At 71.5% G+C, this 23,774-nt stretch carries 18 protein-coding genes; 8 read left to right on the plus strand and 10 right to left on the minus strand.

The features are described 5' to 3' along the window. Positions 1–903: 903 nt before the first annotated feature. Genes ABZU53_RS11760 through ABZU53_RS11770 form a run of 3 tightly spaced genes read right to left on the minus strand, consistent with a single transcriptional unit; the run spans position 904 to position 4,284 of the window. Positions 904–1,665, minus strand: a complete 762-nt coding sequence (locus ABZU53_RS11760; RefSeq protein WP_355065566.1) for a succinate dehydrogenase/fumarate reductase iron-sulfur subunit — start codon at positions 1,663–1,665, stop codon at positions 904–906. Further along, a complete protein-coding gene (locus ABZU53_RS11765; protein ID WP_355065567.1) occupies positions 1,662–3,599 on the minus strand; it encodes a fumarate reductase/succinate dehydrogenase flavoprotein subunit in 1,938 nt (645 codons plus the stop codon). Before ABZU53_RS11765 ends, ABZU53_RS11760 begins: the two co-directional genes overlap by 4 nt. Position 3,600: 1 nt before the next feature. Continuing rightward, positions 3,601–4,284: a succinate dehydrogenase cytochrome b subunit gene (locus ABZU53_RS11770; RefSeq protein ID WP_354858344.1), complete on the minus strand. Its 684-nt coding sequence runs from the start codon at positions 4,282–4,284 to the stop codon at positions 3,601–3,603. An 83-nt stretch (positions 4,285–4,367) separates the two neighbouring features. On the opposite strand from ABZU53_RS11770, the gene ABZU53_RS11775 reads away from it, so the two are divergent. Beyond that, complete coding sequence (locus ABZU53_RS11775) at positions 4,368–5,297, plus strand: LysR family transcriptional regulator (protein ID WP_354858343.1); 930 nt, start codon at positions 4,368–4,370, stop codon at positions 5,295–5,297. Positions 5,298–5,346: 49 nt separating this feature from the next. On the opposite strand, the gene hrpA is transcribed toward ABZU53_RS11775, so the two are convergent. Next, positions 5,347–9,411: an ATP-dependent RNA helicase HrpA gene (hrpA, locus tag ABZU53_RS11780; RefSeq protein ID WP_355065569.1), complete on the minus strand. Its 4,065-nt coding sequence runs from the start codon at positions 9,409–9,411 to the stop codon at positions 5,347–5,349. A 120-nt stretch (positions 9,412–9,531) separates the two neighbouring features. Between hrpA and ABZU53_RS11785 the strand changes: the two genes are divergently transcribed. Continuing rightward, positions 9,532–9,900, plus strand: a complete 369-nt coding sequence (locus ABZU53_RS11785; RefSeq protein WP_354858340.1) for a cytidine deaminase — start codon at positions 9,532–9,534, stop codon at positions 9,898–9,900. A gap of 15 nt (positions 9,901–9,915) precedes the next feature. On the opposite strand, the gene ABZU53_RS11790 is transcribed toward ABZU53_RS11785, so the two are convergent. Continuing rightward, positions 9,916–10,275, minus strand: coding sequence for a YciI family protein (locus ABZU53_RS11790; RefSeq protein ID WP_354858338.1), 360 nt, complete (start codon positions 10,273–10,275; stop codon positions 9,916–9,918). 147 nt (positions 10,276–10,422) lie between these two features. On the opposite strand from ABZU53_RS11790, the gene ABZU53_RS11795 reads away from it, so the two are divergent. From ABZU53_RS11795 to ABZU53_RS11810, 4 genes are read left to right on the plus strand one after another with little or no spacing between them, the layout of a single operon-like run. Next, entirely contained in the window at positions 10,423–11,469 is a 1,047-nt protein-coding gene (locus tag ABZU53_RS11795) for an iron ABC transporter permease (RefSeq protein ID WP_354858335.1), read from the plus strand. Continuing rightward, on the plus strand, positions 11,466–12,563 hold the full coding sequence (locus tag ABZU53_RS11800) for an iron ABC transporter permease (RefSeq protein WP_355065571.1): 1,098 nt from the start codon (positions 11,466–11,468) through the stop codon (positions 12,561–12,563). Before ABZU53_RS11795 ends, ABZU53_RS11800 begins: the two co-directional genes overlap by 4 nt. A gap of 20 nt (positions 12,564–12,583) precedes the next feature. Continuing rightward, positions 12,584–13,537, plus strand: coding sequence for an ABC transporter ATP-binding protein (locus ABZU53_RS11805; RefSeq protein WP_355065573.1), 954 nt, complete (start codon positions 12,584–12,586; stop codon positions 13,535–13,537). Continuing rightward, the gene (locus tag ABZU53_RS11810; protein ID WP_355065575.1) at positions 13,537–14,484 is read left to right on the plus strand and encodes an iron-siderophore ABC transporter substrate-binding protein; all 948 of its coding nucleotides are present in this window, start codon (positions 13,537–13,539) and stop codon (positions 14,482–14,484) included. Before ABZU53_RS11805 ends, ABZU53_RS11810 begins: the two co-directional genes overlap by 1 nt. A 129-nt stretch (positions 14,485–14,613) precedes the next feature. On the opposite strand, the gene ABZU53_RS11815 is transcribed toward ABZU53_RS11810, so the two are convergent. The 3 genes from ABZU53_RS11815 to ABZU53_RS11825 all read right to left on the minus strand — a co-directional run bounded on the left by ABZU53_RS11815 (position 14,614) and on the right by ABZU53_RS11825 (position 18,037). Further along, complete coding sequence (locus ABZU53_RS11815; RefSeq protein WP_355065576.1) at positions 14,614–15,648, minus strand: hypothetical protein; 1,035 nt, start codon at positions 15,646–15,648, stop codon at positions 14,614–14,616. 64 nt (positions 15,649–15,712) lie between these two features. Then, positions 15,713–16,357, minus strand: coding sequence for a hypothetical protein (locus ABZU53_RS11820; protein ID WP_354858325.1), 645 nt, complete (start codon positions 16,355–16,357; stop codon positions 15,713–15,715). 456 nt (positions 16,358–16,813) lie between these two features. Next, entirely contained in the window at positions 16,814–18,037 is a 1,224-nt protein-coding gene (locus ABZU53_RS11825; protein ID WP_355065578.1) for an MFS transporter, read from the minus strand. A gap of 403 nt (positions 18,038–18,440) precedes the next feature. On the opposite strand from ABZU53_RS11825, the gene ABZU53_RS11830 reads away from it, so the two are divergent. Continuing rightward, on the plus strand, positions 18,441–19,544 hold the full coding sequence (locus ABZU53_RS11830; protein ID WP_355065580.1) for a hypothetical protein: 1,104 nt from the start codon (positions 18,441–18,443) through the stop codon (positions 19,542–19,544). 14 nt (positions 19,545–19,558) lie between these two features. Here ABZU53_RS11830 and ABZU53_RS11835 read toward each other — a convergent pair whose 3' ends face one another. Then, positions 19,559–22,072: a DUF3516 domain-containing protein gene (locus tag ABZU53_RS11835; protein ID WP_355065582.1), complete on the minus strand. Its 2,514-nt coding sequence runs from the start codon at positions 22,070–22,072 to the stop codon at positions 19,559–19,561. 76 nt (positions 22,073–22,148) lie between these two features. After that, a complete protein-coding gene (gene trmB, locus ABZU53_RS11840) occupies positions 22,149–22,769 on the minus strand; it encodes a tRNA (guanosine(46)-N7)-methyltransferase TrmB (RefSeq protein ID WP_354858358.1) in 621 nt (206 codons plus the stop codon). Between the two features lie 211 nt (positions 22,770–22,980). On the opposite strand from trmB, the gene ABZU53_RS11845 reads away from it, so the two are divergent. Continuing rightward, a complete protein-coding gene (locus tag ABZU53_RS11845; RefSeq protein WP_354858356.1) occupies positions 22,981–23,697 on the plus strand; it encodes a hypothetical protein in 717 nt (238 codons plus the stop codon). Positions 23,698–23,774: the final 77 nt, after the last annotated feature.

Below are 23,774 nucleotides of genomic sequence, written 5' to 3' on the forward strand. Positions count from 1 at the left end.
GGGTTGCCTGGGTGGGGGGGTGTGGGGGTGGGGGGGGTGGGGGGGGGGGGCGACCGGGCCCGGCTCCGGGCGGTCAGGCTTGATCCCTGCGCCGGACACGGTCGCCCCCAGCCCGCGCTGGTCGCCGTCCGTGCGTTCGCTGCTGACGCCGTTCGTGGAGTGGGCTGGGTCGTGCGTGCGTTCGGGTTGGCGTGCCGTTCGTGGTCGGGGCGGGTCCTGGTGCGTGTGCTCGCTGCTGGCGCCGTTCGTGGTCTGGGCTGGGTCCTGCGTGCGTTCGGGCTGGCGTGGCCGTTCGTGGTTCGTGTTGGGTTGCCGTCCGTGCGGTCGGGGTTGGGTTGGCCGTTCGTGGTCCGGGCTGGGCGGCTGTCGGTGTGTTCGTCGCTGGGCGCGGTGGTCGCTGGCGCGTGCGGGGGTGGCCGCAATGTGCTCCTGCCCCGATGGAAAGGCGGTCGCCTCTTGATCGACTCGGGTTCCAGGAAGTCGGGGTGTCGTGGGCGCCGGGACAGCCCGACTTCCTGGAACCCGAGTCGATCTGGTCGTGCTGCCCGTCTAACGCCCCCGGAGGTGGCGAAAATCGCGGGCATTCACCCTTTTTGTCAACCGCGCTGGACCGAAGCGGCACGTACGCCGAGGGTGCGGCGGCATGATCGACTCCGTTTCGCCGATGCGGCGGCATCCCAGCCCTCGGATACCGCCGCATCGGCGATATGGAGTGGATCTTGCGCTCGGGCCAGGCCCACCGGGCCAGGGCCGGGGCGGGGCGGGCCGGAGTCGGACCGGGACGGTCGCTGCGTTCGGCGGGTGCCCACCGAACGCCTGACCGCCGTGCCCCGAGGGTCGGGGCACGGCGGTCAGGGGTGGCCAGGAGTGGCTAGAAAGGGCCGGGTTGGCCGGGGCGGCGGGTCAGGAGCCGGGGGTGTTGCCGCCCTTCGTGGTGGCCGCGAGGTAGTCGCGGTTGAGCCGGCCGATCGTGTTCAGCGGAATGCCCTTCGGGCAGACCACCGTGCACTCGCCGGCGTTGGTGCAGCCGCCGAAACCGGCCTCGTCGTGCGCGTCGACCATGCCGATCACCCGGGTGTAGCGCTCCGGCTGGCCCTGCGGCAGCAGCGAGAGCTGGGTGAGCTTGGCGGCGGTGAAGAGCATGCCGGAGCCGTTCGGGCAGGCCGCCACGCACGCGCCGCAGCCGATGCAGGCGGCCGACTCGAAGGCGGCGTCCGCGTTGGCCTTGGCGACCGGGGTGGAGTGCGCCTCGGGTGCGCTGCCGGTCGGCGCGGTGATGTAGCCACCGGCAGCGATGATCTTGTCGAAGGCGCCCCGGTTGACCACCAGGTCCTTGATGACCGGGAAGGCGCTGGCCCGCCACGGTTCGATGTCGATCGTCTCGCCGTCGGTGAACTGCCGCATGTGCAGTTGGCAGGCGGTGGTGCCGCGCTGCGGCCCGTGCGCGTCACCGTTGATCATCAGGCCGCACATGCCGCAGATGCCTTCGCGGCAGTCGTGGTCGAACGCCACCGGGTCCTCGCCGTCGAGGATCAGCCGCTCGTTGAGCACGTCGAGCATCTCCAGGAACGACATGTCCGGGGACACGTCGTTGACCGGGTAGGTCACCATCCGACCCTTGTCCTCAGGGCCCTTCTGGCGCCAGATGCGCAGGGTCAGGTTCACTTGTAGCTCCGCTGCGTGGGGTGGACGTATTCGAACTTCAGGTCTTCCTTGTGCAGGACCGAGGGCTCACCGGTGGCGGTGAACTCCCAGGCCGCCACGTACGCGAACCGGTCGTCGTCGCGCTGCGCCTCACCGTCGGGGGTCTGGTGCTCGGCCCGGAAGTGCCCTCCGCAGGACTCCTCGCGGTGCAGGGCATCGATGCACATCAGCTCGGCCAGCTCGAAGAAGTCGGCTACCCGGCCGGCCTTCTCCAGCGACTGGTTCAGCTCCTCGCCCGTGCCGGACACCTTGACCCGCTGCCAGAACGCGTCGCGCAGGTCGCGGATCTCGCCGATCGCCTTGCGCAGCCCGGCCTCGCTGCGCTCCATGCCGCAGTGCTCCCACATGATCTGGCCCAGCTCACGGTGGAAGGAGTCCACGGTCCGGTCCCCGTTGACGGCCAGCAGCCGCTGGATCCGGTCCTCGACGTCGGTACGCGCCTCGACCGCCGCCGGGTGGCTGGCGTCGACCTTCTCCAGCGGGCCCGAGGCCAGGTAGTTGGCGATCGTGGTGGGCAGCACGAAGTAGCCGTCGGCCAGGCCCTGCATCAGCGCCGAGGCGCCGAGGCGGTTCGCGCCGTGGTCGGAGAAGTTCGCCTCGCCGATCACGAACAGGCCCGGGATGCTCGACTGGAGGTCGTAGTCGACCCACAGGCCGCCCATCGTGTAGTGCACGGCGGGGTAGATCCGCATCGGCACCTCGTACGGGTCCTCGCCGGTGATCCGCTCGTACATCTCGAAGAGGTTGCCGTACTTTGCCTCGATGGCGTTGCGGCCCAGCCGGCCGATCGCGTCGGCGAAGTCGAGGTAGACGCCGAGCTTGGTCGGCCCGACGCCCCGACCCTCGTCGCACACGTTCTTCGCGGCGCGGGAGGCGATGTCGCGGGGGACCAGGTTGCCGAAGGAGGGGTAGATCCGCTCGAGGTAGTAGTCCCGCTCGTCCTCCGGAATGTCGCGCGGGTTGCGGTCGTCGCCCTTGGTCTTCGGCACCCAGACCCGGCCGTCGTTGCGCAGCGACTCGCTCATCAGCGTCAGCTTCGACTGGTGGTCGCCGGAGACGGGGATGCAGGTCGGGTGGATCTGCGTGTAGCAGGGGTTGGCGAAGTACGCGCCCTTGCGGTGCGCCCGCCAGGTGGCGGTGACGTTGCAGCCCTTGGCGTTGGTAGAGAGGTAGAAGACGTTGCCGTAGCCGCCGGAGGCGAGCACGACCGCGTCGGCCATCTCGGTGCTGATCTCGCCGGTGACCAGGTCCCGGACGACGATGCCGCGGGCCTTGCCGTCGACGATGACCAGCTCCAGCATCTCGTGCCGGGAGTTCATCTCGACGTTGCCCAGGCCGATCTGCCGCTCCAGAGCCTGGTACGCGCCGAGCAGCAGCTGCTGGCCCGTCTGACCCCGGGCGTAGAAGGTGCGCTGCACCTGGGCGCCACCGAAGGATCGGGTGTCCAGCAGGCCGCCGTACTCGCGGGCGAACGGCACGCCCTGGGCGACGCACTGGTCGATGATGTTGACCGACACCTCGGCCAGGCGGTGCACGTTCGACTCCCGGGAGCGGAAGTCGCCGCCCTTGACGGTGTCGTAGAACAGCCGGTGCACCGAGTCGCCGTCGTTGCGGTAGTTCTTCGCGGCGTTGATGCCGCCCTGCGCGGCGATCGAGTGCGCCCGGCGCGGGCTGTCCTGGTAGCAGTAGGACTTGACGTGGTAGCCCTGCTCGGCCAGCGTCGCCGCGGCCGAGCCGCCGGCCAGGCCGGTGCCGACCACGATCACGGTCATCTTGCGGCGGTTGGCCGGGTTGACCAGCTTGGCCTCGAAGCGCCGGGTCTCCCAGCGCTTCTCGATCGGGCCGGCGGGAGCCTTCGTGTCGGCGATCGGGTCGCCCTGGGTGAAGAGTTCCATGTCAGGACACCAATCCGGTGAGAACGGCGAACGGGACCACCAGGTATCCGGCGCAGAGCACCACGGCGAAGACGAGCGCGGCGTTGCGCGCCCGACGCTCGCCCCGGGGCGTCTGCTGGCCGAGGCTGCGGAACGCGCTGAACGCGCCGTGGCGCAGGTGGAAGCCGAGCGTGACGATCGCCAGGGTGTAGAAGAGCGTGACGTACCAGCGCTCCGGCGCGAAGTCGGCGACGACGTTGCCGTAGGGCTTGCCCTCGTTGCCGACCGGGTTGAGCGTGCCGGTGGTCAGGTCCAGGAGGTGGTAGATCACGAACAGCAGGATGATCACGCCACCCCAGCGCATGGTGCGGGCCGCGTAGCTGCCCCGGACCTTCTTGCGGTGGGCGTACTTCACCGGTCGGGCGGCGCGGGCGCGCAACGCCAGCACGGTGGCGGCCCAGATGTGGGCGACGACGGCCACCACGAGGACGGTGCGCAGGATCCAGAGGAACCAGACACCGGGCAGCAGCGGCTTGCCGATGTCGCGCAGCCAGTGCGCGTAGTGGTCGAACGAGGTCTCCCCCGTGAACACCTTCAGGTTCCCGAGCATGTGCGCGATCAGGAACAGCACCAGCAGGATGCCCGTCACCGCCATGACGGCCTTGAGGCCGACGTTCGAGCGAATGGGCGACCGAGTTTTCGTCATTACCACGGGACCGACGCTAGGAGCACTTCGATCAGTCGTCCAATGCATCAAACTCGTAGCATTAATAGCTTTAGGCTATGTAGATGCAGCTCCATCAGCTCCGGTACTTCGTTGCGGTGGCCGAAGTACGACATTTCACCCAAGCCGCCGACATCGTCGGCATCACTCAGCCTTCTCTCAGTAAGCAAATTCACGCCCTGGAGACCGACCTCGGAGCGCCGCTGTTCGAGCGGGTAAGGGGCAACATCGCCCTCACCGCGGCCGGCGAGGTGCTCCTGCCGTTGGCGACCCGGATCCTCGCCGACGTGGAGACCGCGACCCGGGAGGTGCAGGAGTTGGTCGGGCTCCGGCGGGGTCGCGTCCGGCTCGGCGCGACCCCGAGCCTCGCCACCTCGCTCGCCCCGCCGGTGCTGCGCCGGTTCCGCGACGCGCATCCCACCGTCGACCTGCGCGTCGAGGAGGGCGGCTCGCAGGATCTCGTCCGGAACCTGCTCCGCGGTGACCTCGACCTGGCCCTGATCATCATGCCGGCCCAGGGCGCGGACCCGGGCCTGCGGGTCGACCCGATCCTGCGGGAGAGCCTGGTGGTGGCCTCGGTGGGGGAGGTGCCCACCGCGTCGCCGACCGGCGAGCTGCGCATCACCGACCTGCGCGACCAGCCGATGGTGATGTTCCGAGAGGGCTACGACCTGCGCGACGCAACCATCCAGGCGTGCCGCGAGGCGGGCTTCGAACCGAGCTTCGCGGTGGACGGCGGTGAGATGGACGCGGTGCTCAGCTTCGTCGAGGCGGGGCTGGGCATCGCGCTCGTGCCGGGCATCGTGCTGGCCCGCAGGCCGGGCGTGCGGATCACGCCCCTCGCTCCGCCCGGGGTGCGGCGGACCATCGCGGTGGCCCGCCGCCGCGACATCGTGCCGACCCACGCGGGTCGGGAACTGCGGCGGATCCTGCTCGACTACATCCAGTCGGCGATCGACCGGGGCGAGCTGCCGCCCGGCGTGGAACCACTGTGAAGCCCTCAGGCCCGGCCGGCCGCCGTCGCGTCCGGCCGGTCCGTCGGTCTCAGCGGCCCTCGGCGTCGTCCATCGCCCGGTAGATCCGCTGTTCGGAGACGGGGTACGGGGTGCCCAGCGCCTGGGCGAAGACGTTCACCCGCAACTCCTCGATCATCCAGCGGATCTGCCGGACGGCCGCCTCCTGCCGGCGTGCCGGCGGCAGGGCGGCGAGCAGGTCGTCGTACTCCTTCTGCACCGCCGCGATCCGGTCCTGCTGCTGCCGGTCCCGCTGGGGGTTGCCGCCCAGGCGGTCCAGCCGGCGCTCGATGGCGGTCAGGTAGCGCAGCAGGTCGGGCAGGCGGGCGTACCCGGTCTCGGTGATGAAACCGGCGTGCACCAGCCCGGCGAGCTGCTTGCGGATGTCGGCGAGCGCGGCCACCACGGCGAGGTTGCGGGTGGCGCCGAGTCGCTGCTCGACGGCGTACGCGGCGGCGAGGACCCGGCGGACCCGGTCCATCACCTCGACGACAGTGTCGACCAGGTCGGCGCGAACCTTCTCGCGCAGCGCCGCGAACCCCTCGGCGTCCCACGCCGGGCCACCGGCGTCCTCGATCAGCCGGTCGATGGCCGCGCCCGCCGCGTCCTCGATCAGCTCCTGCACGCCGCCGTGCGGGTTGCGACTCAGCGCCAGCTTCGCCTCGTTGCTGAGCCGGCCCTGAAGGAACCGGGCCGGGGACGGCACGGTGAGCCGCAGCAGCCGGCGGGTACCCGCCCAGTGCGCCGCCTCCGCCTCGGCGGGGGAGTCGAACACCTTCACCCCGACCGTGGCACCCTCGTCGACAAGCGCCGGGTACGCGGTCACCGCGTAACCGGCGCGCACCTGCTCGATGGTCCGAGGCAGGGTGCCGATGCTCCACTCGCGCAGCCCCGTCCGGGCGACCTCCGGCGCGGCGGCCGCCACCACCTGGCGTACCTCCTGGCGCAGTTGGCGTTGCAGGGCCGGCAGGTCCTTGCCCTCGGCGACCGGCTTCTCGTCGGCGTCGAGCACCCGGAAGGTGACCCGCAGGTGTGCCGGCAGCTTGCCCGGCTCCCAGGCGTCGCGGGGCACGGTGACGCCGGTCATCCGCCGCAGTTGGCGGGTGAGCGCGTCCAGCAACGGCTCCTCGCCGGGTGTGATCGCGGCGAGCGCGGCCCGCGCGTAGTCCGGCACCGGCACGAAGTTGCGGCGGATCGCCTTGGGCAGCGAGCGGATCAGCGCGATCACCGTCTCCTCGCGCAGCCCCGGCACCTGCCAGTCGAACGTCTCCGCCGGCACCTGGTTGAGCAGCGGCAGCGGGATGTCCACGGTGACACCGTCGGTCGGCGTGCCCGGCTCGAAGCGGTAGGTCAGCGGCAGACTCACCCCGTCGGCCTGCCACTCGTCGGGGTAGTCGCTCTCGTCCACCCCGGCCCGGCCGTCGTTGATGAGCAGTTCGCGGGTGAAGGTGAGCAGGTCGGGCTGGTCCCGGCGGGTGTTCTTCCACCAGCTGTCGAAGTGCCGGCCGGAGGACACGTCGGCCGGAATCCGCTGGTCGTAGAAGCCGAAGATGGTTTCGTCGTCGACCAGGATGTCCCGGCGTCGCGCCCGGCTCTCCAGCTCCTCGATTTCGGCGAGCAGCCGCTTGTTGTCCGCCCAGAACTGGTGGTGGGTCTGCCAGTCGCCCTCCACGAGGGCGTGCCGGATGAACAACTCCCGGCTCAGCGTCGGGTCGATCCGCCCAAAGTTGACCTTGCGGGAGGTGACCAGCGGGACGCCGTACAGGGTGACCTTCTCGTAGGCCATCACCGCGGCCTGCTTCTTCTCCCAGTGCGGCTCGCTGTAGCTGCGCTTGACCAGGTGTTGTGCGAGCGGCTCGACCCACTCCGGCTCGACCCGGCCGGCGATGCGGCCCCAGAGCCGGGAGGTCTCCACCAACTCGGCGGCCATCACCCAGCGCGGCGGCTTCTTGAACAATGCCGAGCCGGGGAAGAGCGCGAACTTCGCGCCCCGCGCTCCCAGGTACTCGTGCTTCTGGGTGTCCTTCAGCCCGATGTGCGACAGCAGACCCGGCAGCAGCGACTGGTGCACCTTCGGGGTGTCGATCTCCTCCGGCAGGTCCGCGCCACCGCGCCGGCCCCGGCCGGCATCCGCCTCGTCCGAGGTGTCGCGCGCCGGCCGCCCACCCCGCCGGTCGCTCTCCGCCGGGGTACGCAGCACCTGGCGCAACTGGCTGACGATGTCCTGCCACTCGCGGATCCGCAGGTAGTTCAGGTACTCCGCCTTGCACATCCGGCGGAACGCGCTGGACGACAGCTCCCGCTGCTGCTCGCGCAGGTAGCGCCACAGGTTGAGGTACGCGACGAAGTCCGACTCCTTGTCGGCGAACCGGGCGTGCGCCTGGTCGGCCTGGGCCTGCTTCTCCGCCGGCCGTTCGCGCGGGTCCTGGATGGAGAGCGCGGCGGCGATCACCAGCACCTCGGTGGCGCAACCGTTGCGTTCGCCCTCGACCACCATCCGGGCCAGGCGGGGGTCGACCGGTAGCTGGGCCAGCCGCCGGCCCAGCGCGGTGAGCCGCTTCGCCGGGTCGGCCTCGGTCGGGTCCAGCGCGCCCAGCTCGTGCAGCAGGTTGACGCCGTCGGTGATGTTGCGCTTGTCCGGCGGGTCGATGAACGGGAACGCCGCCAGGTCGCCGAGCCCGATCGCGGTCATCTGGAGGATGACCGACGCCAGGTTGGTGCGCAGGATCTCCGGGTCGGTGAACTCGGGGCGGGACAGGAAGTCCTGCTCGTCGTAGAGGCGGATGCAGATGCCGTCGGACGTCCGCCCGCAGCGGCCCTTGCGCTGGTTGGCCGACGCCTGGGAGACCGGCTCGATCGGCAGCCGCTGCACCTTGAGCCGACTGGAGTAGCGGGAGATGCGGGCGGTGCCCGGGTCGACCACGTACTTGATCCCGGGCACGGTCAGCGAGGTCTCCGCGACGTTGGTGGCGAGCACCACCCGGCGCGAGCTGTGCGCGGCGAAGACCCGGTGCTGCTCGGCGCTGGACAGCCGGGCGTACAGCGGCAGGATCTCGGTGCCGAGCAGGGAGCGCTTCTTCTGTACCAGCTTGCCCAGCGCGTCGGCGGTGTCGCGGATCTCCCGCTCGCCGCTGAGGAAGACCAGGATGTCGCCGGGGCCCTCGGCGGCCAGCTCCTCGACGGCGTCGCCGATCGCCTGGATCTGGTCGCGGACGTTCTCCTCGTCGCCGTCGCCCTCCTCCTCGCCGTCGGCGACCTCGACCAGCGGCCGGTAGCGCACCTCCACCGGGTAGGTGCGCCCGGAGACCTCGACCACCGGCGCGGGCACGCCCTGCGGCTCGTCGGCCGTGGGCGGGCCGGCGAAGTGCCGGGCGAAGCGGTCGGTCTCGATGGTCGCCGAGGTGATGATCACCTTGAGGTCGGGACGCCGGGGCAGCAGCTCCCGCAGGTACCCGAGGATGAAGTCGATGTTGAGGCTGCGCTCGTGCGCCTCGTCGATGATCAACGTGTCGTACTGGCGCAGCATCCGGTCGGTCTGCAACTCGGCCAGCAGGATGCCGTCGGTCATCAGCTTGACCAGGCTGCGCTCGCTGACCTGGTCGGTGAAGCGCACCTTGTAGCCGACCACGTCACCCAGCTCGGTGCCCAGCTCGTCGGCGATGCGGTCGGCCACCGTCCGGGCGGCCAACCGCCGAGGCTGGGTGTGCCCGATCAGGCCGTGCACCCCGCGCCCCAGCTCCAGGCAGATCTTGGGGATCTGGGTCGTCTTGCCGGAGCCGGTCTCGCCGGCCACGATCACCACCTGGTGATCACGGATGGCGGCGGCGATGTCGTCCTTGCGCTCGCTGACCGGCAACCCGGCCGGGTACGTGATCACCGGCACCGCCGCCCGCCGGGCAGCCAGCCGTTGCTCGGCCCGGGTCAGCTCGGCGGTGATCTCGGTCAGCGCCGCCTCCCGGCGCTGCGGGTCGCGCAGCTTGCGGGCACCGTCGAGGCGCCGCTGGAGCCGGCGCTGGTCGCGGAACATCAGGGGAGTGAGGCGGCGGTGCAGCTCGCGGACGGGATCGGTCGCGGCGGAGGCGGCTGGATTCTGCATGTCGTGCCCAAGGATAGGCAGCGCGGCGGCGGATCGCCCCTGGGTTACCGCGCGAGGGGTGCGGCAGCGCGGGGACGGCCGTCTAGAGTTGCGGCCGACGTCGAGCGCTGGGGGGCCGGGATGGAGCTGCGGGACACCGACCGGGCGTTGGTGCAGGCCGCCACGGCGGTCGCCAAACTGCGGTGCCGCAGCCAGCGCCATACCGGCGCGTCGGCCGCCCGGACCGCCGACGGGCGGGTGTTCTCCGGCGTGAACGTCCAGCACGACAAAGGGGACATCTGCGCGGAACTGGTCGTGATCGGCACCGCCGCCACGCAGGGCGTGACCGAGTTGGAGACGATCGTCACGGTCACCGACCGGGGACGCGAGGTCGTCGAGCCGTGCGACCGGTGCGGGCAGGTGCTCGCCGCCTACTTTCCGTCGCTGCGGGTGATCGTCGGCGAGGGGGACGACCTGCGGGTGGTCCCGATCGAGGGCCTGCTCGGCTGACGAGCTCGGCTGGCCTCAGTCGCCGGAGGCCGCCTCCAGCATCGACCGGGGCATCGGCACGCTCTCGAACCGCACGTTGCCCTCCGGCACCATCCAACTCGTCACCCGTGCGACGAGCAGGCCGGCGCGGACGGCCGGATCGTCGGCGTAGAGCGCGCGCACCTCGTCCGGGGAGATCGAGAACACGACGAAGCCCCGTAGCTGGCCGTCGTCGGCGTCCAGGAACGGCCCGGCCGCCAGCACCAGCCCCTGCTCCACGAACCCCGCCTGGTGGGCCAGGTGGGCGCTCTGCACCCGGTCGATCGCCTCCGGTGGCAGGTCCGGCGGATCCGACGGCCGGACCAGGAGGACGACCGTGTGCTGGTCGAATCGCATGGTCACACCCTATGGCGCGATGGGCGCGGCGGCCGGGGACGGCGCGAACCGGAGGCGTCCGCTTCGGTATCGACCGACGCCGGTTAGGTCACTTTCTGCAGGTCGGCTAAGGTTAGGCGAACCTAAGCTCGAACGTGCAGGAGACTCGTGACCACCCTCGTCGACCGGCCGACGCCGGCCCGCAACCGGTCCGGTGCCCGTACCGGCCGACGGGTGGCCGTCACCGTCGGGGCGGCACTGGTGCTGCTGCTCGCCGTGCTGGCGAGCTTCGCGCTGGGCAGCCGGCCACTCGGTGTGGATGCGGTCTGGCACGCCCTCGTCGCGCCGGACGGCAGCGACGCGAGCACGATCGTCCGGGAACTGCGCATGCCGCGTACCGCCCTGGGCCTCGCTGTCGGGCTCGCGCTCGCCGTGGCCGGGGTGCTGTTCCAGGCGCTCACCCGCAACCCCCTCGCCGAGCCCCGCATCCTCGGCATCAGCGCCGGCGCGTCGTTCGGCGTGGTGCTCGCCATCTCCGTCTTCGGCGTCGGCACACTCGCCGGCTACGTCTGGTTCGGCATCGCCGGGGCACTGGTCGCCGGGCTGCTGGTCTTCGCCATCGCCAGCCGGGCCCGCGAGGGCGCGAGCCCGGTCACCCTCGCGCTGGTCGGCGCGGCGCTCGACGCCAGTCTCGCCTCCGGGGTGTACGCGCTGCTCAGTATCGACGCCCGCACCTTCGAGGAGTACCGGTTCTGGGTCGTCGGCGGGTTGGCCGGCCGGGACCTCGGCGTCACCGCCCAGGTGTTGCCGTTCGTCCTCGTCGGGCTGCTGCTGGCGGCGCTGGTGGCCCGGGGCCTGGACGCGCTGGCTCTCGGCGACGACGTGGCCCGAGGGCTGGGCCACCGCATCGGGCTGGTCCGCCTCACCGGTGGCCTCGCCGCGGTGCTGCTGACCGGCGCCGCGGTGGCCGCCGCCGGACCGGTCGCCTTCGTCGGGCTGGCCGTGCCGCACCTGGCCCGCGCCCTGGTCGGCGCGGACCACCGCTGGACCCTCGCCGTCTCCGCCCTGCTCGGGCCCGCGTTGCTGCTCGGCGCCGACGTCGTCGGCCGACTCGTCGCCCCGCCCGGCGAGATACCGGCCGGGATCATCACCGCCCTGCTCGGCGCGCCGCTGCTGGCCGTGCTGGTCCGCCGCGCCCGGGTGGTGACCGCGTGACGACCACCCAGCGCCCGGTCCCCGGCCCGGCCGGCCCCGCCGCCTCGGCCGGTGGCGGCTCCGCACGGCTGCCGGGGCGGTCACTGCTGCGGGTCGGCCCGGTCAGCCTGCAGATCCGCCGCCGGGCGGTGCTGGTCGCCGCCGCGCTGACCGTGCTGCTCCTGCTCGCGATGCTGCTCAGCCTGTCCCTGGGCACCCCGTACGTCGCCCCGGCCGACGTGCTGCGCGCGCTCTCCGGCGCTGGCACCCCGTACGACCTCGTTGTCCTTGATCTGCGGTTGCCCCGGATCGTGCTGGCTGCGGTGGCCGGGGCGGCCTTCGGCGTGGCCGGCACGCTGATCCAGAGCGTGGCGCGCAACCCGCTCGCGAGCCCGGACGTCATCGGCATCACCCAGGGCGCCGGCCTCGCCGCGACCGTGGCGCTGACCAGCGGTGCGGCGGCGGTGCTGGTGGCGCCGAGCGCGCTGGTCGGCGGCCTGCTGGCGGCGGTGCTGCTGTTCGCCCTCGGCGCCCGGCACGGACTGGCCGCGCAGCGGTTCGTCCTCGCCGGCGTGGCGGTCGCGTTCGCCTTCCGGGCGCTCACCGAGGTGGTCATGCTCACCGCCGACCCGATCGACGGCCTGCGGGCGCAGATCTGGCTGATCGGCACCCTCGCCGGCAAGGGCTGGACCGAGGCCGGCTGGATCGCCGGCACCCTGCTGGTGCTGCTGCCGGTGCTGGCCTGGGCCGGCTGGGCCCTGAACAGCACCGCCCTGGACGACGACACCGCGCGCGGCGTCGGGCTGCGTCCGGTGGCCCGCCGGATCGGGCTCGCCGGCACCGGCGTGCTCGTCGCCGCCATGGTCACCGCCCAGGTCGGCGCCGTCGACTTCGTGGCGCTCGTCGCACCTCAACTGGCCCGCCGGCTGGTCCGCGCCGAACGGCCCCCGCTGGTCTGCGCCGCGCTGCTCGGCGCGCTGCTGCTGGTGCTGGCCGACCTGGCCGGTCGGCGGCTGTTCGCACCCACCCAACTGCCGGCCGGTGTGCTGACCGCCGCGATCGGCGGCCCGTACCTGATCTTCCTGTTGCTTCGTGGACGGCGGCCGTCGTCGTGACGCCCTCAAGGAGTCGTGTGATGCTCTCCACCCGCGACCTGGTCGTCGGCTACGACGAGAGGACCGTGCTCGACGGGCTCACCCTGGACCTGCCGACCGACGCGTTCACCGTCATCGTCGGCCCCAACGCCTGCGGCAAGTCCACCCTGCTGCGCACGATGGCCCGGCTGCTCACCCCGCGACGCGGCACGGTCCTGCTGGACGGCGCCGCCATCCGTGACCTGCCCACCCGCGACGTGGCCCGTCGGCTCGGCGTCCTGCCGCAGAGCCCGCTGGTGCCCGAGGGCGTCACCGTGGCCGACCTGGTCGGGCGCGGCCGACAGCCGTACCAGCGGTGGTGGCGGCAGTGGTCGTCGTCCGACGGCGCGGCGGTGGACGAGGCGATGACCATGGCGGACGTGGCCGACCTGGCCGACCGGCCGGTGGACAGCCTCTCCGGCGGCCAGCGGCAACGCGTGTGGATCGCCATGACCCTGGCCCAGGACACCGACGCCCTGCTGCTGGACGAACCGACCACCTTCCTCGACCTGGCCCACCAGGTGGAGGTGCTGGACCTGCTGCACCGGCTACGCGTCGAGCGCGGCCGCACCGTGGTCGCCGTGCTGCACGACCTCAACCAGGCCGCCCGCTACGCCGACCACCTGATCGCGATGCGCGCCGGCGCGGTGGTGGCCGCCGGGCCGCCCCGGGAGATCCTCACCGCGGACCTGGTCCGGGACGTCTTCGGGCTGGCCTGCGTCGTCGTCCCCTGCCCGGTGACCGGTGCGCCGCTCGTGGTGCCCGCGCACACCGGCGGCCCCGCCGCCCGGCCGTCGGGCCCTGGTGCCCCGTCCGCTGACGCGGGCGACTCGGTTGCCGCGTCCGCTGACGCGGGCGACCCCGATTCGTCGACGGCGTCCGTCCCGGACGCCCGACCCGCCACCGGCGACGCGGCGACCCCGCTCGCCGGCACGTACCCCTCGAAAGGACTCTGATGCGTCGTCTCGTCGCCGCTCTCGCCGCGGCCGTCGCCCTCGGGGCCGGCCTCACCGCCTGCGGTGAGAGCGACCCGGTCGCCGGCTCCGCCACCGGGGAGACCCGGGAGATCACCCACGCCATGGGCACCACCAAGGTCCCGGCCGACCCCAAGCGCGTCGTCGTGCTCGACACCGACAAGATCGACACGGCGCTCTCGCTGGGCATCACCCCCGTCGGCGCCGCCACCGCCGGTGAGGCGAAGAGCTGGCCGACGTACTTCGGCGCGGACAAGCTCGCCGGCATCAAGGAGGTCGGGGTGCTCACCGAGCCCGACCTGGAGGCGATCAACGCACTCAAGCCGGACCTCATCCTCGGCAGCAAGTTCCGCCAGGAGAAGTTCTACGACGAGCTGGCCGCCATCGCGCCCACCGTGTTCACCGACAAGGTGGGCATCACCTGGAAGGACAACTTCCTCCTCGACGGCAAGGCGCTCGGCCGGGAGCAGCAGGCCAAGGACCTGCTTGGCGCGTACGAGAAGCGGGCCAAGGACTTCGGCGCCACCCTCGGCGACCCCGCCGCGCGCAAGGTGTCGATCGTGCGGTTCATCCCGGGCAACATCCGGGTGTACGGCCCGGACTCCTTCTCCGGCATCGTCATCGGCGACACCGGCCTCGGCCGCCCCGAGCGGCAGTTGCTCGCCAACAAGGAGGACAAGCGCTTCGACCTGGTCAGCCCCGAGCGGATCAACGAGGTCGACGGCGACGTCATCTTCGTGACCGCGTACGGCGACAAGGCCGCTGCCGAGCAGGCCAAGGTGGCCGGCGGCACTCTCTGGAAGGGCCTCGGCGCGGTCAAGGCCGGCAAGGCGTACCCGGTCTCCGACGAGGTCTGGATGACCGGCATCGGCGTCGGCGCGGCCAACAAGATCCTCGACGACCTGGCCAAGTACCTCCCCGCCGCCTGACAAAGCCCCCCGACGCGGGTGCCCACGCAATCGCGGCCCCAAGATCCGCGCAGTTTCGGGGAAACTGCTGCCTCACCAGATCGCGAGGCAGCAGGATCCCTGAATTTGCGCGGATCTTGGCCGTTGCGGTCAGCGGGGGTGGGCACCGGCGCGAGAAGCCAGGGCTTGGCGGAGTTCGGTCAGGAAGCCGGCGAAGTCCTCGCGGAATCGCTTCGCGGTGACGTGCAGAACGATCCAGTCCTCACCGAGCAGACGGTTGAGGCGACGCCGGTCGCGGTGGAACTGCTCGGGATCGTGGTGCCACAATCCGTCGTACTCGACTGCCACTTTGAGATGCGGCCAGGCCAGGTCGAGACGAGCCAGGAACTTCCCGTCGCGCTCCACGACGAACTGGGTCACGGGAGTAGTGACCCCGGCGAGCACGATCCGCACCCGCAGTCGGGACTCCGGCATCGACTCCGCCCCGGCGTCGGCCAGCTCGACCACCCTTGCCATGCTTCTCCAGCCCCGCTTACCGATCTGCGCTCGGGCGTCCGTGTGCAGTTGGGCGAGATCCACCAGGTGTTGGTGGGCAAAGCGGTCCACAATGGCGACGGCCTCCTCTGTCGGCAGCCACTGGGCCAGATCCCAACAGGTGCGCGTCGGCGTGGTCAGCGGGACGCCCTGGCGTACCGCCACGTCGGTGCTGGCGAGCGTGCCGGTGTGCACGACGAACCCCGATACCGGCCCGAATCGCTGACCGGCGGGCACGAGCACCTCCACGGGCTGCGCGTCGGCGGCCGATGCGGCGCCGTAGAGCACTGCCGCGCTGCGGCCAGCGATCACCACGCCCGGTGGCAGCACCCACCGTGCCGCGGCGGCGCAGCGAGTGCGATGGGTGAGCGTCAGGTTGGCATCCGCGTACACGTCCCGAAACATGGGGCGCCATGCCGCGCTGCGCAACTCCGTCCGGGTGAGCAGGCCTTGAGCGACGACGTGAGAGCCGCGGAAGACGCGCCCCTGCAGCCTCGCCGGCCGTCGTGGGGAAACAGGCATGAGGTCACCCTGACCGCCGGAACTGCCCGTTGGCAGCCCCTGTGGATAACCCCTCGCCGCTTCCGGAACGCCAAGATCCGCGCAACTTCGGGGTTCTTGCTGCCTCCCGACATCCTGAAGCAGCAGCATCCCTGAAGTTGCGCGGATCTTGGTGAATGTGGGTCTGGGAGGCGGGCGCGGCGGGGGTGGGTCGTTAGGCGGCGGTGGACCAGATGGCGCGGAAGGCGGCGGCTTCGCCGGAGAGCCATCGTTCGATCTGGTCGGGCTTGGCGTCGGCGGGTGTGCGGTGGGCCTGGCCTCGGCGGACGTCGACCAGGACCGGCTCGGCGTGCGGAAGGACCGCGTCCATGTGTCGGGCCATCAGGTGCAGGGTGGCGAGCACCGACTCCTCGGTCGGCGGGGCCTCGTCGAAGTGCAGGCGGACCGCTTCGGCGCGGCCGTCGGCGTGGCGTACCCCGAAATGGGGGTTGATCTTGACGGGTAGGTCGCCCAGCATGGCCAGGGCGTCGCGGGTCTGGGCGAGATCGACGGCGGCCGGCTCGCCGAGGGAGTGCAGCCAGGCCGTGGCGCCGGGGACCAGCGACTGGTAGAGCGGGCGCCAGCGCGGCTTGACCACGTCAACCACCCCGGTCAGGTGGGTGCCGCCGGTGTGAAAGGCGATGTCGGCCTTGAGCGCCTTGACGAACTGGCCGTGCGGGTTGAAGCCGGACCGGCTGGCGCGCTGCTTGCGCAGCCCGCCGACGAAGGTCGCCTTGGTGGGGCCGGTGCGGTCGACGTAGCGGGTGAAACCGAGCAGTGTGGCGTAGGGGGTGATGGGCGTGGAGGTGGGCGCGGTCACGGGCGTCCTCCCAGGTCAGGATCTTTATTAGTACATACATTCTAATCGACAGGTCTGACATTGCCCAGCGAAGTTGAGGGGTGGACCGCTGTCCCGTCCGCCGATAGGTGGCCAGTCCGATCGAAGGTGGCCAGCGGCACCGTCCCGGAGATGCTGCCCGCGACAGAGGCAGGTCCGGGCTAACTTCAAGATCGGCATCGACGGAAGCCGGTGCGCCGGGGTGGGCGCCGTCCGGCCTGGTCATTCCGGTCGGAACGCTCCGGCCGGTTCGCCGCGGATCTGCCAGCCCAGAGCGGAGTAGAGCCCTCGCCCGTCGGCGGTGGCGGATAGCAGCCCCGTGGTCAGGCCTTCGTCCAGGGCTCGGTTAGCGAGGATGGACATCACGGCGCGGCGCGCTTGAGAGAGGACGAAGAGGCGCTCATCGAACCATGATCATGATCATGATCCTCGGCTGGATTACGGGCGGGAGAGCTCGTCCTCGACGAACGTGGGCTTGGCCAGCGTGAACGCCGGGATGGCCGCCACGAGGGCGACGGCGAGCAGGAACAGCAGCGGAAGGGTCCACCCGCCGCTCACGTCGTGCAGCAGGCCGACGAGCAGTGGACCGAGCGCGCCGAGCGCGTACGCGACCCCCTGGGCAAAGCCGCTCAGCGCGACGGTGCCGGCCTGGGTTCGGGTGCGTACGTTGATGAGCACGAGGCTGACCGGGAACAGGATCGAACCCGAGCCGATAAGCAGCACCCAGAGCAGTGTGAGGGTCGCGGGCGCGAGCAGCAGGCCGAGGTAGCCGAGCGCGAAGCTGGCGATACCGGCGGCGATTAGCCGGCCGACACCCTGCAGCCGCGTGACGAGCAGGGGCGCAACGAGCGCGATGGGCGCGCTGATGATGCCGGTGACGGCGAGCAGCGCACCGGCTTCGGTCGGCGTCGAGCCGGCGATGTCGCCGAGGATCTCGGGCAGCCACGCGAAACACGCGTAGGTAAGGATCGTGCTGGTCGAGAACACGACGGTGATCGATAGGGCCGTGCGGGACCGCCACAGTCGCGTGACGAGGGTGGTGGGCGAGGACTCGACGGCGTCGGCATCCGGGAGTCGGCGGCGGCGCTCCCGCGCGATGGTGACGAGCCACGGAACGAGCGCGACCCCCGAGCTCGCCGCCCAGATGCCGAGCGAGAACCGCCACCCGACCTGCTCGGCGACCGGGGCGGCGACCGCCGCGGGCAGGGCCGTGCTCACGCCCAGGATGCAGACGTAGACGGCGGTCAGCAGCGCTACCCGGTCGGGGAAGTAGCGCCGCACGATCGGCGGCAGCAGCACATTGCCGATGCCCGTGCCGGCGAGCGCGACGACACTGCCGACGAGCAGCACCGCGTAGTCCGGGGCGGCCGCGCGCACGAGATGGCCGACGGTCATGAGCAGCAGCGCCAGCACGATGCCGCCGTCGAGGCCGATGCCGCGGGCGACGCGCGGCGCGGCGAACCCCGATACCGCCAGCAGGATCGGTGGCAACGTGCCGAGCAGCCCGGCGCCGATGTTCGATATCGGGATGTCCACCCGGATGTCACCGAGGATCGGTGACATCACCGCAACCGTCTGGCGCAGGGTGAGCGCGACGAGCACGATGCCCAGCAGCGCGGCCGCGCGTCCCGCCCACAAGGTAAGGGGCCGGTCCTCTGTCATCCCCTTACTCTAGTGTTCCAGTCGAGATCGTGATCATCACGGTTCGGTGAGCGCCTGGAAGGCGGATGGCTGTTCAGTTCCGCGCCGCGCCCCCGGCGGCTCAGCTGCTCGGGGTGGCATGGGGTACGGCGTCCGCGCCGAGTTGTCCCAGTCCTGGCCGACGCCACGACTGCTGGCCAATTACCTGCGGGACCGGACAGCCGCGCCCTGGAAACAGGACGTTTCGTCCGGTCGGGTGAGTGACACGGGTCACTGTCGGTGGGTCTTCGGCGGTAGCATCTGCCCGAGCTCACCGGCCGTTCCCATCCCGGAGTGACGCGGCGTAGGGGCACCCGTATCCGGCATCAGGGCGTCGCGCCGGCCGGGTCGATCCACTCCCGCTCACCTCATCGCAGGAGCATCCGTGATCAATGTCCGATCGTGGCGACGGCGAGCACTGGCTGCCCTCGGGGCGGTTGTGGTCAGCCTCGCCGGGACGCTGGCCTTCATGCCCACGGCGAACGCAGATCCCCCGGGTTTCACCGTCAACCACGAGGCACGGTGCATGGCCGACGGCACCTACCAGATCCAGTGGACCGTCCTTGCCGAGACCGCCTCGACCGACGCGACGCGATACCGGTTCGTCAAGGTCGAGGTGTATCCGCCCGACACCAGCATCGACCCCATCGCTGCCAGCCCCGAAGGCGTCTTCCCGCATTCCCTGGGCAAGCCGGTGACCGGCACCCAGACCCTGCCGGGCACCGCCACCTTCGCCGACCTGGCCGTGTGGGTGCAGTGGGACGACGGTTACTCCGAGACGTCTGGCGTCGCCGCTGGCGCCCCGCTCGATGGCAGGTGCGGGCAGCCGCCCACCGATCCGACGGCCAGTTTCCAGCCTCGGTGCGACGGCACCGTGCTGGTCGACCTGGCTAACCCGCCCGCCGGGCGGACGGTCGATGTGGTGCTCGCGACCTACCCCAAGGGCTACTCACGAACCGTCTCGCTGGCGCCGGGAGCGACGGCGAAGGGCATCGTGGTTCCCCGGGGATACGACTTCTTCTCGGTGACCGTCGCGGGCGCGAGCGAGGCGTTCGCCGTGTACTCCTGGGAGTTCGATCCGGGTCACTGCGTCGTCCCGGACATCCGTGCCCGCTCGACCTGCGAAAAGCTCGTCATCGCGGTGTCGGGACCGAATGTCGGTGTGAACTCGTTGGTCCTCTTCAATCCCAACCACGGCCCGGAGCAGCGGCGGCTCGTCGAAATGGGCACCACCGTCGACGTGTCCTTCCCGGCCGTCGCGGGGTTGGCCGTCGCGCTTCGGTCGGACGCGTTCGATCCGCAGGCCAGCCACCTCAACGGTCCGTACAGGTGGGAGCAGCCCGCCGGTTGTGCCGACGGCGGGGGAGGCGGCCTGCCGGTGACCGGTCAGTGGACCGGCGGCGTGCTCGCCGCCGCCGGTCTGCTGCTGGTCGCGGGCGCGACCCTGTTCGTCGTGGCTCGTCGCCGTCGGATCTGGTTCACCGTCTGACGGGCGGCGACGCGTCAGAGCTGGCCGACGTCCGTGATCCGGACGACCGCCGCCCCGACCTCGTCCGAGGCGACGAGGTCGATCTCCGCGCTGATGCCCCAGTCGTGGTCGCCGTCCGGGTCGTCGAAGATCTGCCGGACGGTCCACCGCTCCCGGCCCTGCTCGATCATCAGCAGCGCCGGGCCACGGGCGTCCGGCCCGACGCCGATCGAGTCGTACGCCTCGAAGTACGGCGCGAGGGCGTCGGCCCACGCGTCGTAGTCCCAGCCGTCCTCGGCGTCCAGCTCGGCGAGCAGGTCCCAGCGGCGCAGCGCGGCCAGCTCGACCCGGCGGAACAGCGCGTTGCGCACCAGCACCCGGAACGCCCGCGCGTTGCGGGTCACCGCCGGTGGCCGGTCGGTCAGGGAGGCGTGCGCCTGGGCGACCTCGGCCACGTCGGACGGGTTGCGCAGCCGCTCCCACTCGTCGATGAGGCTGGAGTCGACCTGGCGGACCAGCTCGCCGAGCCACTCGATGAGGTCGATCAGCTCCTCGGTCTTGGCGTCCTCGGGCACGGTCTGGCGCAGCGTCTTGTACGCGTCGGCCAGATAGCGCAGGACCAGACCCTCCGAGCGGGTCAGCCCGTAGAACTGCACGTACTCGGTGAAGGTCATGGCCCGCTCGTACATGTCCCGGACGACGGCCTTGGGGGAGAGCTGGTGGTCGGCGACCCACGGGTGGCCCTGCCGGTACATCTCGTACGCGGCCTCCAGCAGCTCGGCGAGGGGCTTCGGGTGGGTCACCTCGTCGAGCAGTTCGAGGCGGGCCTCGTACTCGATGCCCTCGGCCTTCATCGCGGCGACGGCCTCGCCGCGGGCCTTGAACTGCTGCGCGGACAGGATCTGCCGGGGGTCGTCGAGGATCGACTCGATCACGCTCAGCACGTCGAGCGCGTACGACGGGGACTCGGCGTCGAGCAGTTCGATGGTGGCCAGGGCGAGGGGGGAGAGCGGCTGGTTGAGGGCGAAGTCGAGCTGGAGGTCGACGGTGAGGCGGATCCGCCGGCCCGTCTCGTCGGGCTCGGGCAGCTCCTCGACCACCCCGCCGGCGCGCAGGGCCCGGTAGATGGCGATGGCCCGGCGGATGTGCCGGCGCTGGGCGGCCGGCTCCTCGTGGTTGTCGGTGAGCAGGTGCCGCATCGCCGTGAAGGCGTCCCCGGGGCGGCCGATGACGTTGAGCAGCATCGAGTGGCTGACTCCGAAGCTGGAGGTCAGCGGCTCCGGCTCGGCGTCGACGAGCCGGTCGAAGGTGGGCTGGCCCCAGCCGATCGAGCCCTCCGGCGGCTTCTTGCGGACCACCTTGCGGCGCTTCTTCGGATCGTCGCCGGCCTTGGCGAGCGCCTTCTCGTTGTCGATGACGTGCTCGGGGGCCTGCACCACGACCCGGCCGATGGTGTCGTAGCCGGCCCGGCCGGCCCGCCCGGCGATCTGGTGGAACTCGCGGTTCTTGAGCAGCCGGGTACGCACCCCGTCGTACTTGGACAGGCCGGTGAACAGCACGGTGCGGATCGGCACGTTGATGCCGACGCCGAGGGTGTCGGTGCCGCAGATGACCTTGAGCAGGCCGGCCTGCGCGAGGGTTTCCACGAGCCGGCGGTACTTGGGCAGCATGCCGGCGTGGTGCACGCCGATGCCGTGCCGGACCAACCGGGACAGCGTCTTGCCGAAGCCGGAGGTGAACCGGAAACCGCCGATCGCCTGGGCGATCATGTCCTTCTCGGCGCGGGTGCAGACGTTCACGCTCATCAGCGCCTGGGCGCGTTCCAGCGCGGCGGCCTGGGTGAAGTGCACGACGTACACCGGGGCCTGCTTGGTCTCCAGCAGCTCCTCGAGCGTCTCGTGCAGCGGGGTCATCGCGTACGAGAAGATCAGCGGGACCGGCCGCTCCACCGAGCGCACGACGGCGGTCGGCCGCCCGGTGCGCCGGGTCAGGTCGTCGACGAACCGGGTGGTGTCGCCCAGGGTGGCGGACATCAGGACGAACTGGGCCTGCGGCAGCTCGATGATCGGCACTTGCCAGGCCCAGCCCCGATCGGGCTCGGCGTAGAAGTGGAACTCATCCATGATCACCTGGCCGACGTCGGCCTTGGCGCCCTCGCGCAGCGCGAGGTTGGCCAGGATCTCCGCGGTGCAGCAGATGATCGGGGCGTCGGCGTTGACGCTGGCGTCGCCGGTGAGCATGCCGACGTTCTCGGCGCCGAAGACCTCGCAGAGCGCGAAGAACTTCTCCGACACCAGGGCCTTGATCGGCGCGGTGTAGAAGGTCGTCCGGCTGTCCGCGAGGGCCGCGAAGTGCGCGGCGATGGCCACCAGGCTCTTGCCCGAGCCGGTGGGTGTGTTCATGATCAGGTTGGCACCGGAGACGATCTCGATGACCGCCTCCTCCTGATGGGGATAGAGGTCGAGGCCGCGCTCCTTCGCCCAACTGGCGAACGCGTCGAAGAGGGTGTCGGGGTCGGCGCTTGTCGGCAGCGCGGCGGTGAGCGTCATATCCCATCCATGGTGCCTGGATCATGCCCCCGCGCGCCAACCCGACCTCCGCCGGGCACCCGTCCGGGCCGGCTCGTCACCGTCGGCGGTAGATCAGGTCGGCCACCGGCCGCCCGGCGATGATCGCCCGCCGCTCGAACTTCGTCACCGGGCGGTGCGCCGGACGCGGCGCGAAGCCGCCGTACGCGTCGACGAGCTCCGGGTCCGCGTCCAGGGTCTCCCGCATCGCCTCGGCGTACTCGGCCCAGTCGGTCGCGCAGTGCAGCGTCCCGCCGGGGACCAGCCGGGAGCGCAGCAGCGCCACGTGCGCCGGCTGGATGATCCGCCGCTTGTGGTGGCGGGCCTTCGGCCAGGGGTCGGGAAAGAAGATGTGCACGGCGTCCAGGACGCCCTCCGGCAGGCCGCTGACCAGCTCCAACGCGTCGCCCTGGGCCACCCGTACGTTGCCGAGGTCACTGCGGTCCACCAGGTCGAGCAGGTTCGCGATTCCCGGCGTGTGCACCTCGACCGCCAGATAATCTCGATCCGGGTCGGCGGCGGCCATCGCGGCGGTGCTGTCGCCCATGCCCGAGCCGATCTCCAGCACCACCGGGGCCCGACGGCCGAACAGGGCGGTCAGGTCGACGGGCTCGCCCGACACGTCCCGGCCGTAGGACGACCAGAGCCGCTCCAGCGCGTCGGTCTGGCGGCCGCTCATCCGGCCCCGTCGGGGGTGGAAGGTGCGGATCGTCCGGCCCGCGGGCGGGACGGTGGCGGGGTCAGGGTCGGTGGTGGTCACAGCGACCCGAGCGTACGCGACGTCGTCCGCGGATCGGATGTGATGTGCGACCGGTAATGAGAGGATCGATCTGGTACGGCAGGCCGGGCGGTCCGCTGCCCGGCGCGGTCCTACGGCGTCGAGAGGGGGCATCGTGGCAGTGACCCGCGGCGGCGTGACCCTGTCGATGGTGACCGTGCTCGCCGGCCCCCTGCTGGCCGCCCTCCCCGCACACGCCGCACACGCCGCTGGCGGTCCGGTGGCCGCCGCGTCGGTGCTCGCCGCGCCGGCTGCCCTCGTCTCCGTCGCCGCCGTGCCCGGTGCGCTCGTCTCCGCTGGTCTCGTGCCCGTCGCCCGCCCGCTCGTGCTCGTCGCGCCGGCGCCCGGGGGTCAGCCCGAGGGCCAACCCGGAGGCGCGCCCCAGCCCGCTCCGCCGGTGGACGTCTTCGTCGAGGTGAGCCCCAGCACGGTGCAGCCCGGCTACCTGGTCGGCATCCGGGCCAGCTGTCGGGACAACTCGGTGGGCGCCACCGTCGTCTCCGACGCGTTCGGCGCGGTCGGCGTGCAACCGCAGCGCGGCGTGCTCACCGCCGCGCCGATGGTCCGCGAGCGCACCCGCCCCGGCAACTACCGGGTCAAGTTGGAGTGCCGCGACGGTGAGACCGCGTCGACCATGCTCCAGGTGGTCAAGAAGGTGCCGTCGCCCCAGCCCAGCCGAGGCCCGGCCACCGGTTTCGGTGGCAGCGCCGGGGGGATGACCGGCAACCTGCTGCTGCCCGGCGGCGCGGCGTTGACCATCACCGGGCTGATCCTCGCCGTGATGGCCCTGCGTCGACCCCGTACCGTCCGTGGCGTCGCGCGCCGCTGAGCCCGCCATGGAAATCTTCCGCCCCACACCCCCGCCCGCCGGCTCCCGCCCGCCCCCGGGTTCCCGCCCGCCCGCCA

It is taken from the genome of Micromonospora sp. NPDC005194 (genome assembly GCF_040608335.1).
Taxonomy (GTDB): domain Bacteria; phylum Actinomycetota; class Actinomycetes; order Mycobacteriales; family Micromonosporaceae; genus Micromonospora.

Coding starts and splice junctions, on each gene's coding strand:
- ABZU53_RS11765 (WP_355065567.1), bottom strand. CDS start 3,599: ATGGAACTCTTCACCCAGGGCGACCCGATCGCCGACACGAAGGCTCCC.
- ABZU53_RS11770 (WP_354858344.1), bottom strand. CDS start 4,284: ATGACGAAAACTCGGTCGCCCATTCGCTCGAACGTCGGCCTCAAGGCC.
- ABZU53_RS11775 (WP_354858343.1), top strand. CDS start 4,368: ATGCAGCTCCATCAGCTCCGGTACTTCGTTGCGGTGGCCGAAGTACGA.
- hrpA (WP_355065569.1), bottom strand. CDS start 9,411: ATGCAGAATCCAGCCGCCTCCGCCGCGACCGATCCCGTCCGCGAGCTG.
- ABZU53_RS11785 (WP_354858340.1), top strand. CDS start 9,532: ATGGAGCTGCGGGACACCGACCGGGCGTTGGTGCAGGCCGCCACGGCG.
- ABZU53_RS11790 (WP_354858338.1), bottom strand. CDS start 10,275: ATGCGATTCGACCAGCACACGGTCGTCCTCCTGGTCCGGCCGTCGGAT.
- ABZU53_RS11805 (WP_355065573.1), top strand. CDS start 12,584: ATGCTCTCCACCCGCGACCTGGTCGTCGGCTACGACGAGAGGACCGTG.
- ABZU53_RS11810 (WP_355065575.1), top strand. CDS start 13,537: ATGCGTCGTCTCGTCGCCGCTCTCGCCGCGGCCGTCGCCCTCGGGGCC.
- ABZU53_RS11815 (WP_355065576.1), bottom strand. CDS start 15,648: ATGCTGCTGCTTCAGGATGTCGGGAGGCAGCAAGAACCCCGAAGTTGC.
- ABZU53_RS11825 (WP_355065578.1), bottom strand. CDS start 18,037: ATGACAGAGGACCGGCCCCTTACCTTGTGGGCGGGACGCGCGGCCGCG.
- ABZU53_RS11835 (WP_355065582.1), bottom strand. CDS start 22,072: ATGACGCTCACCGCCGCGCTGCCGACAAGCGCCGACCCCGACACCCTC.
- trmB (WP_354858358.1), bottom strand. CDS start 22,769: ATGAGCGGCCGCCAGACCGACGCGCTGGAGCGGCTCTGGTCGTCCTAC.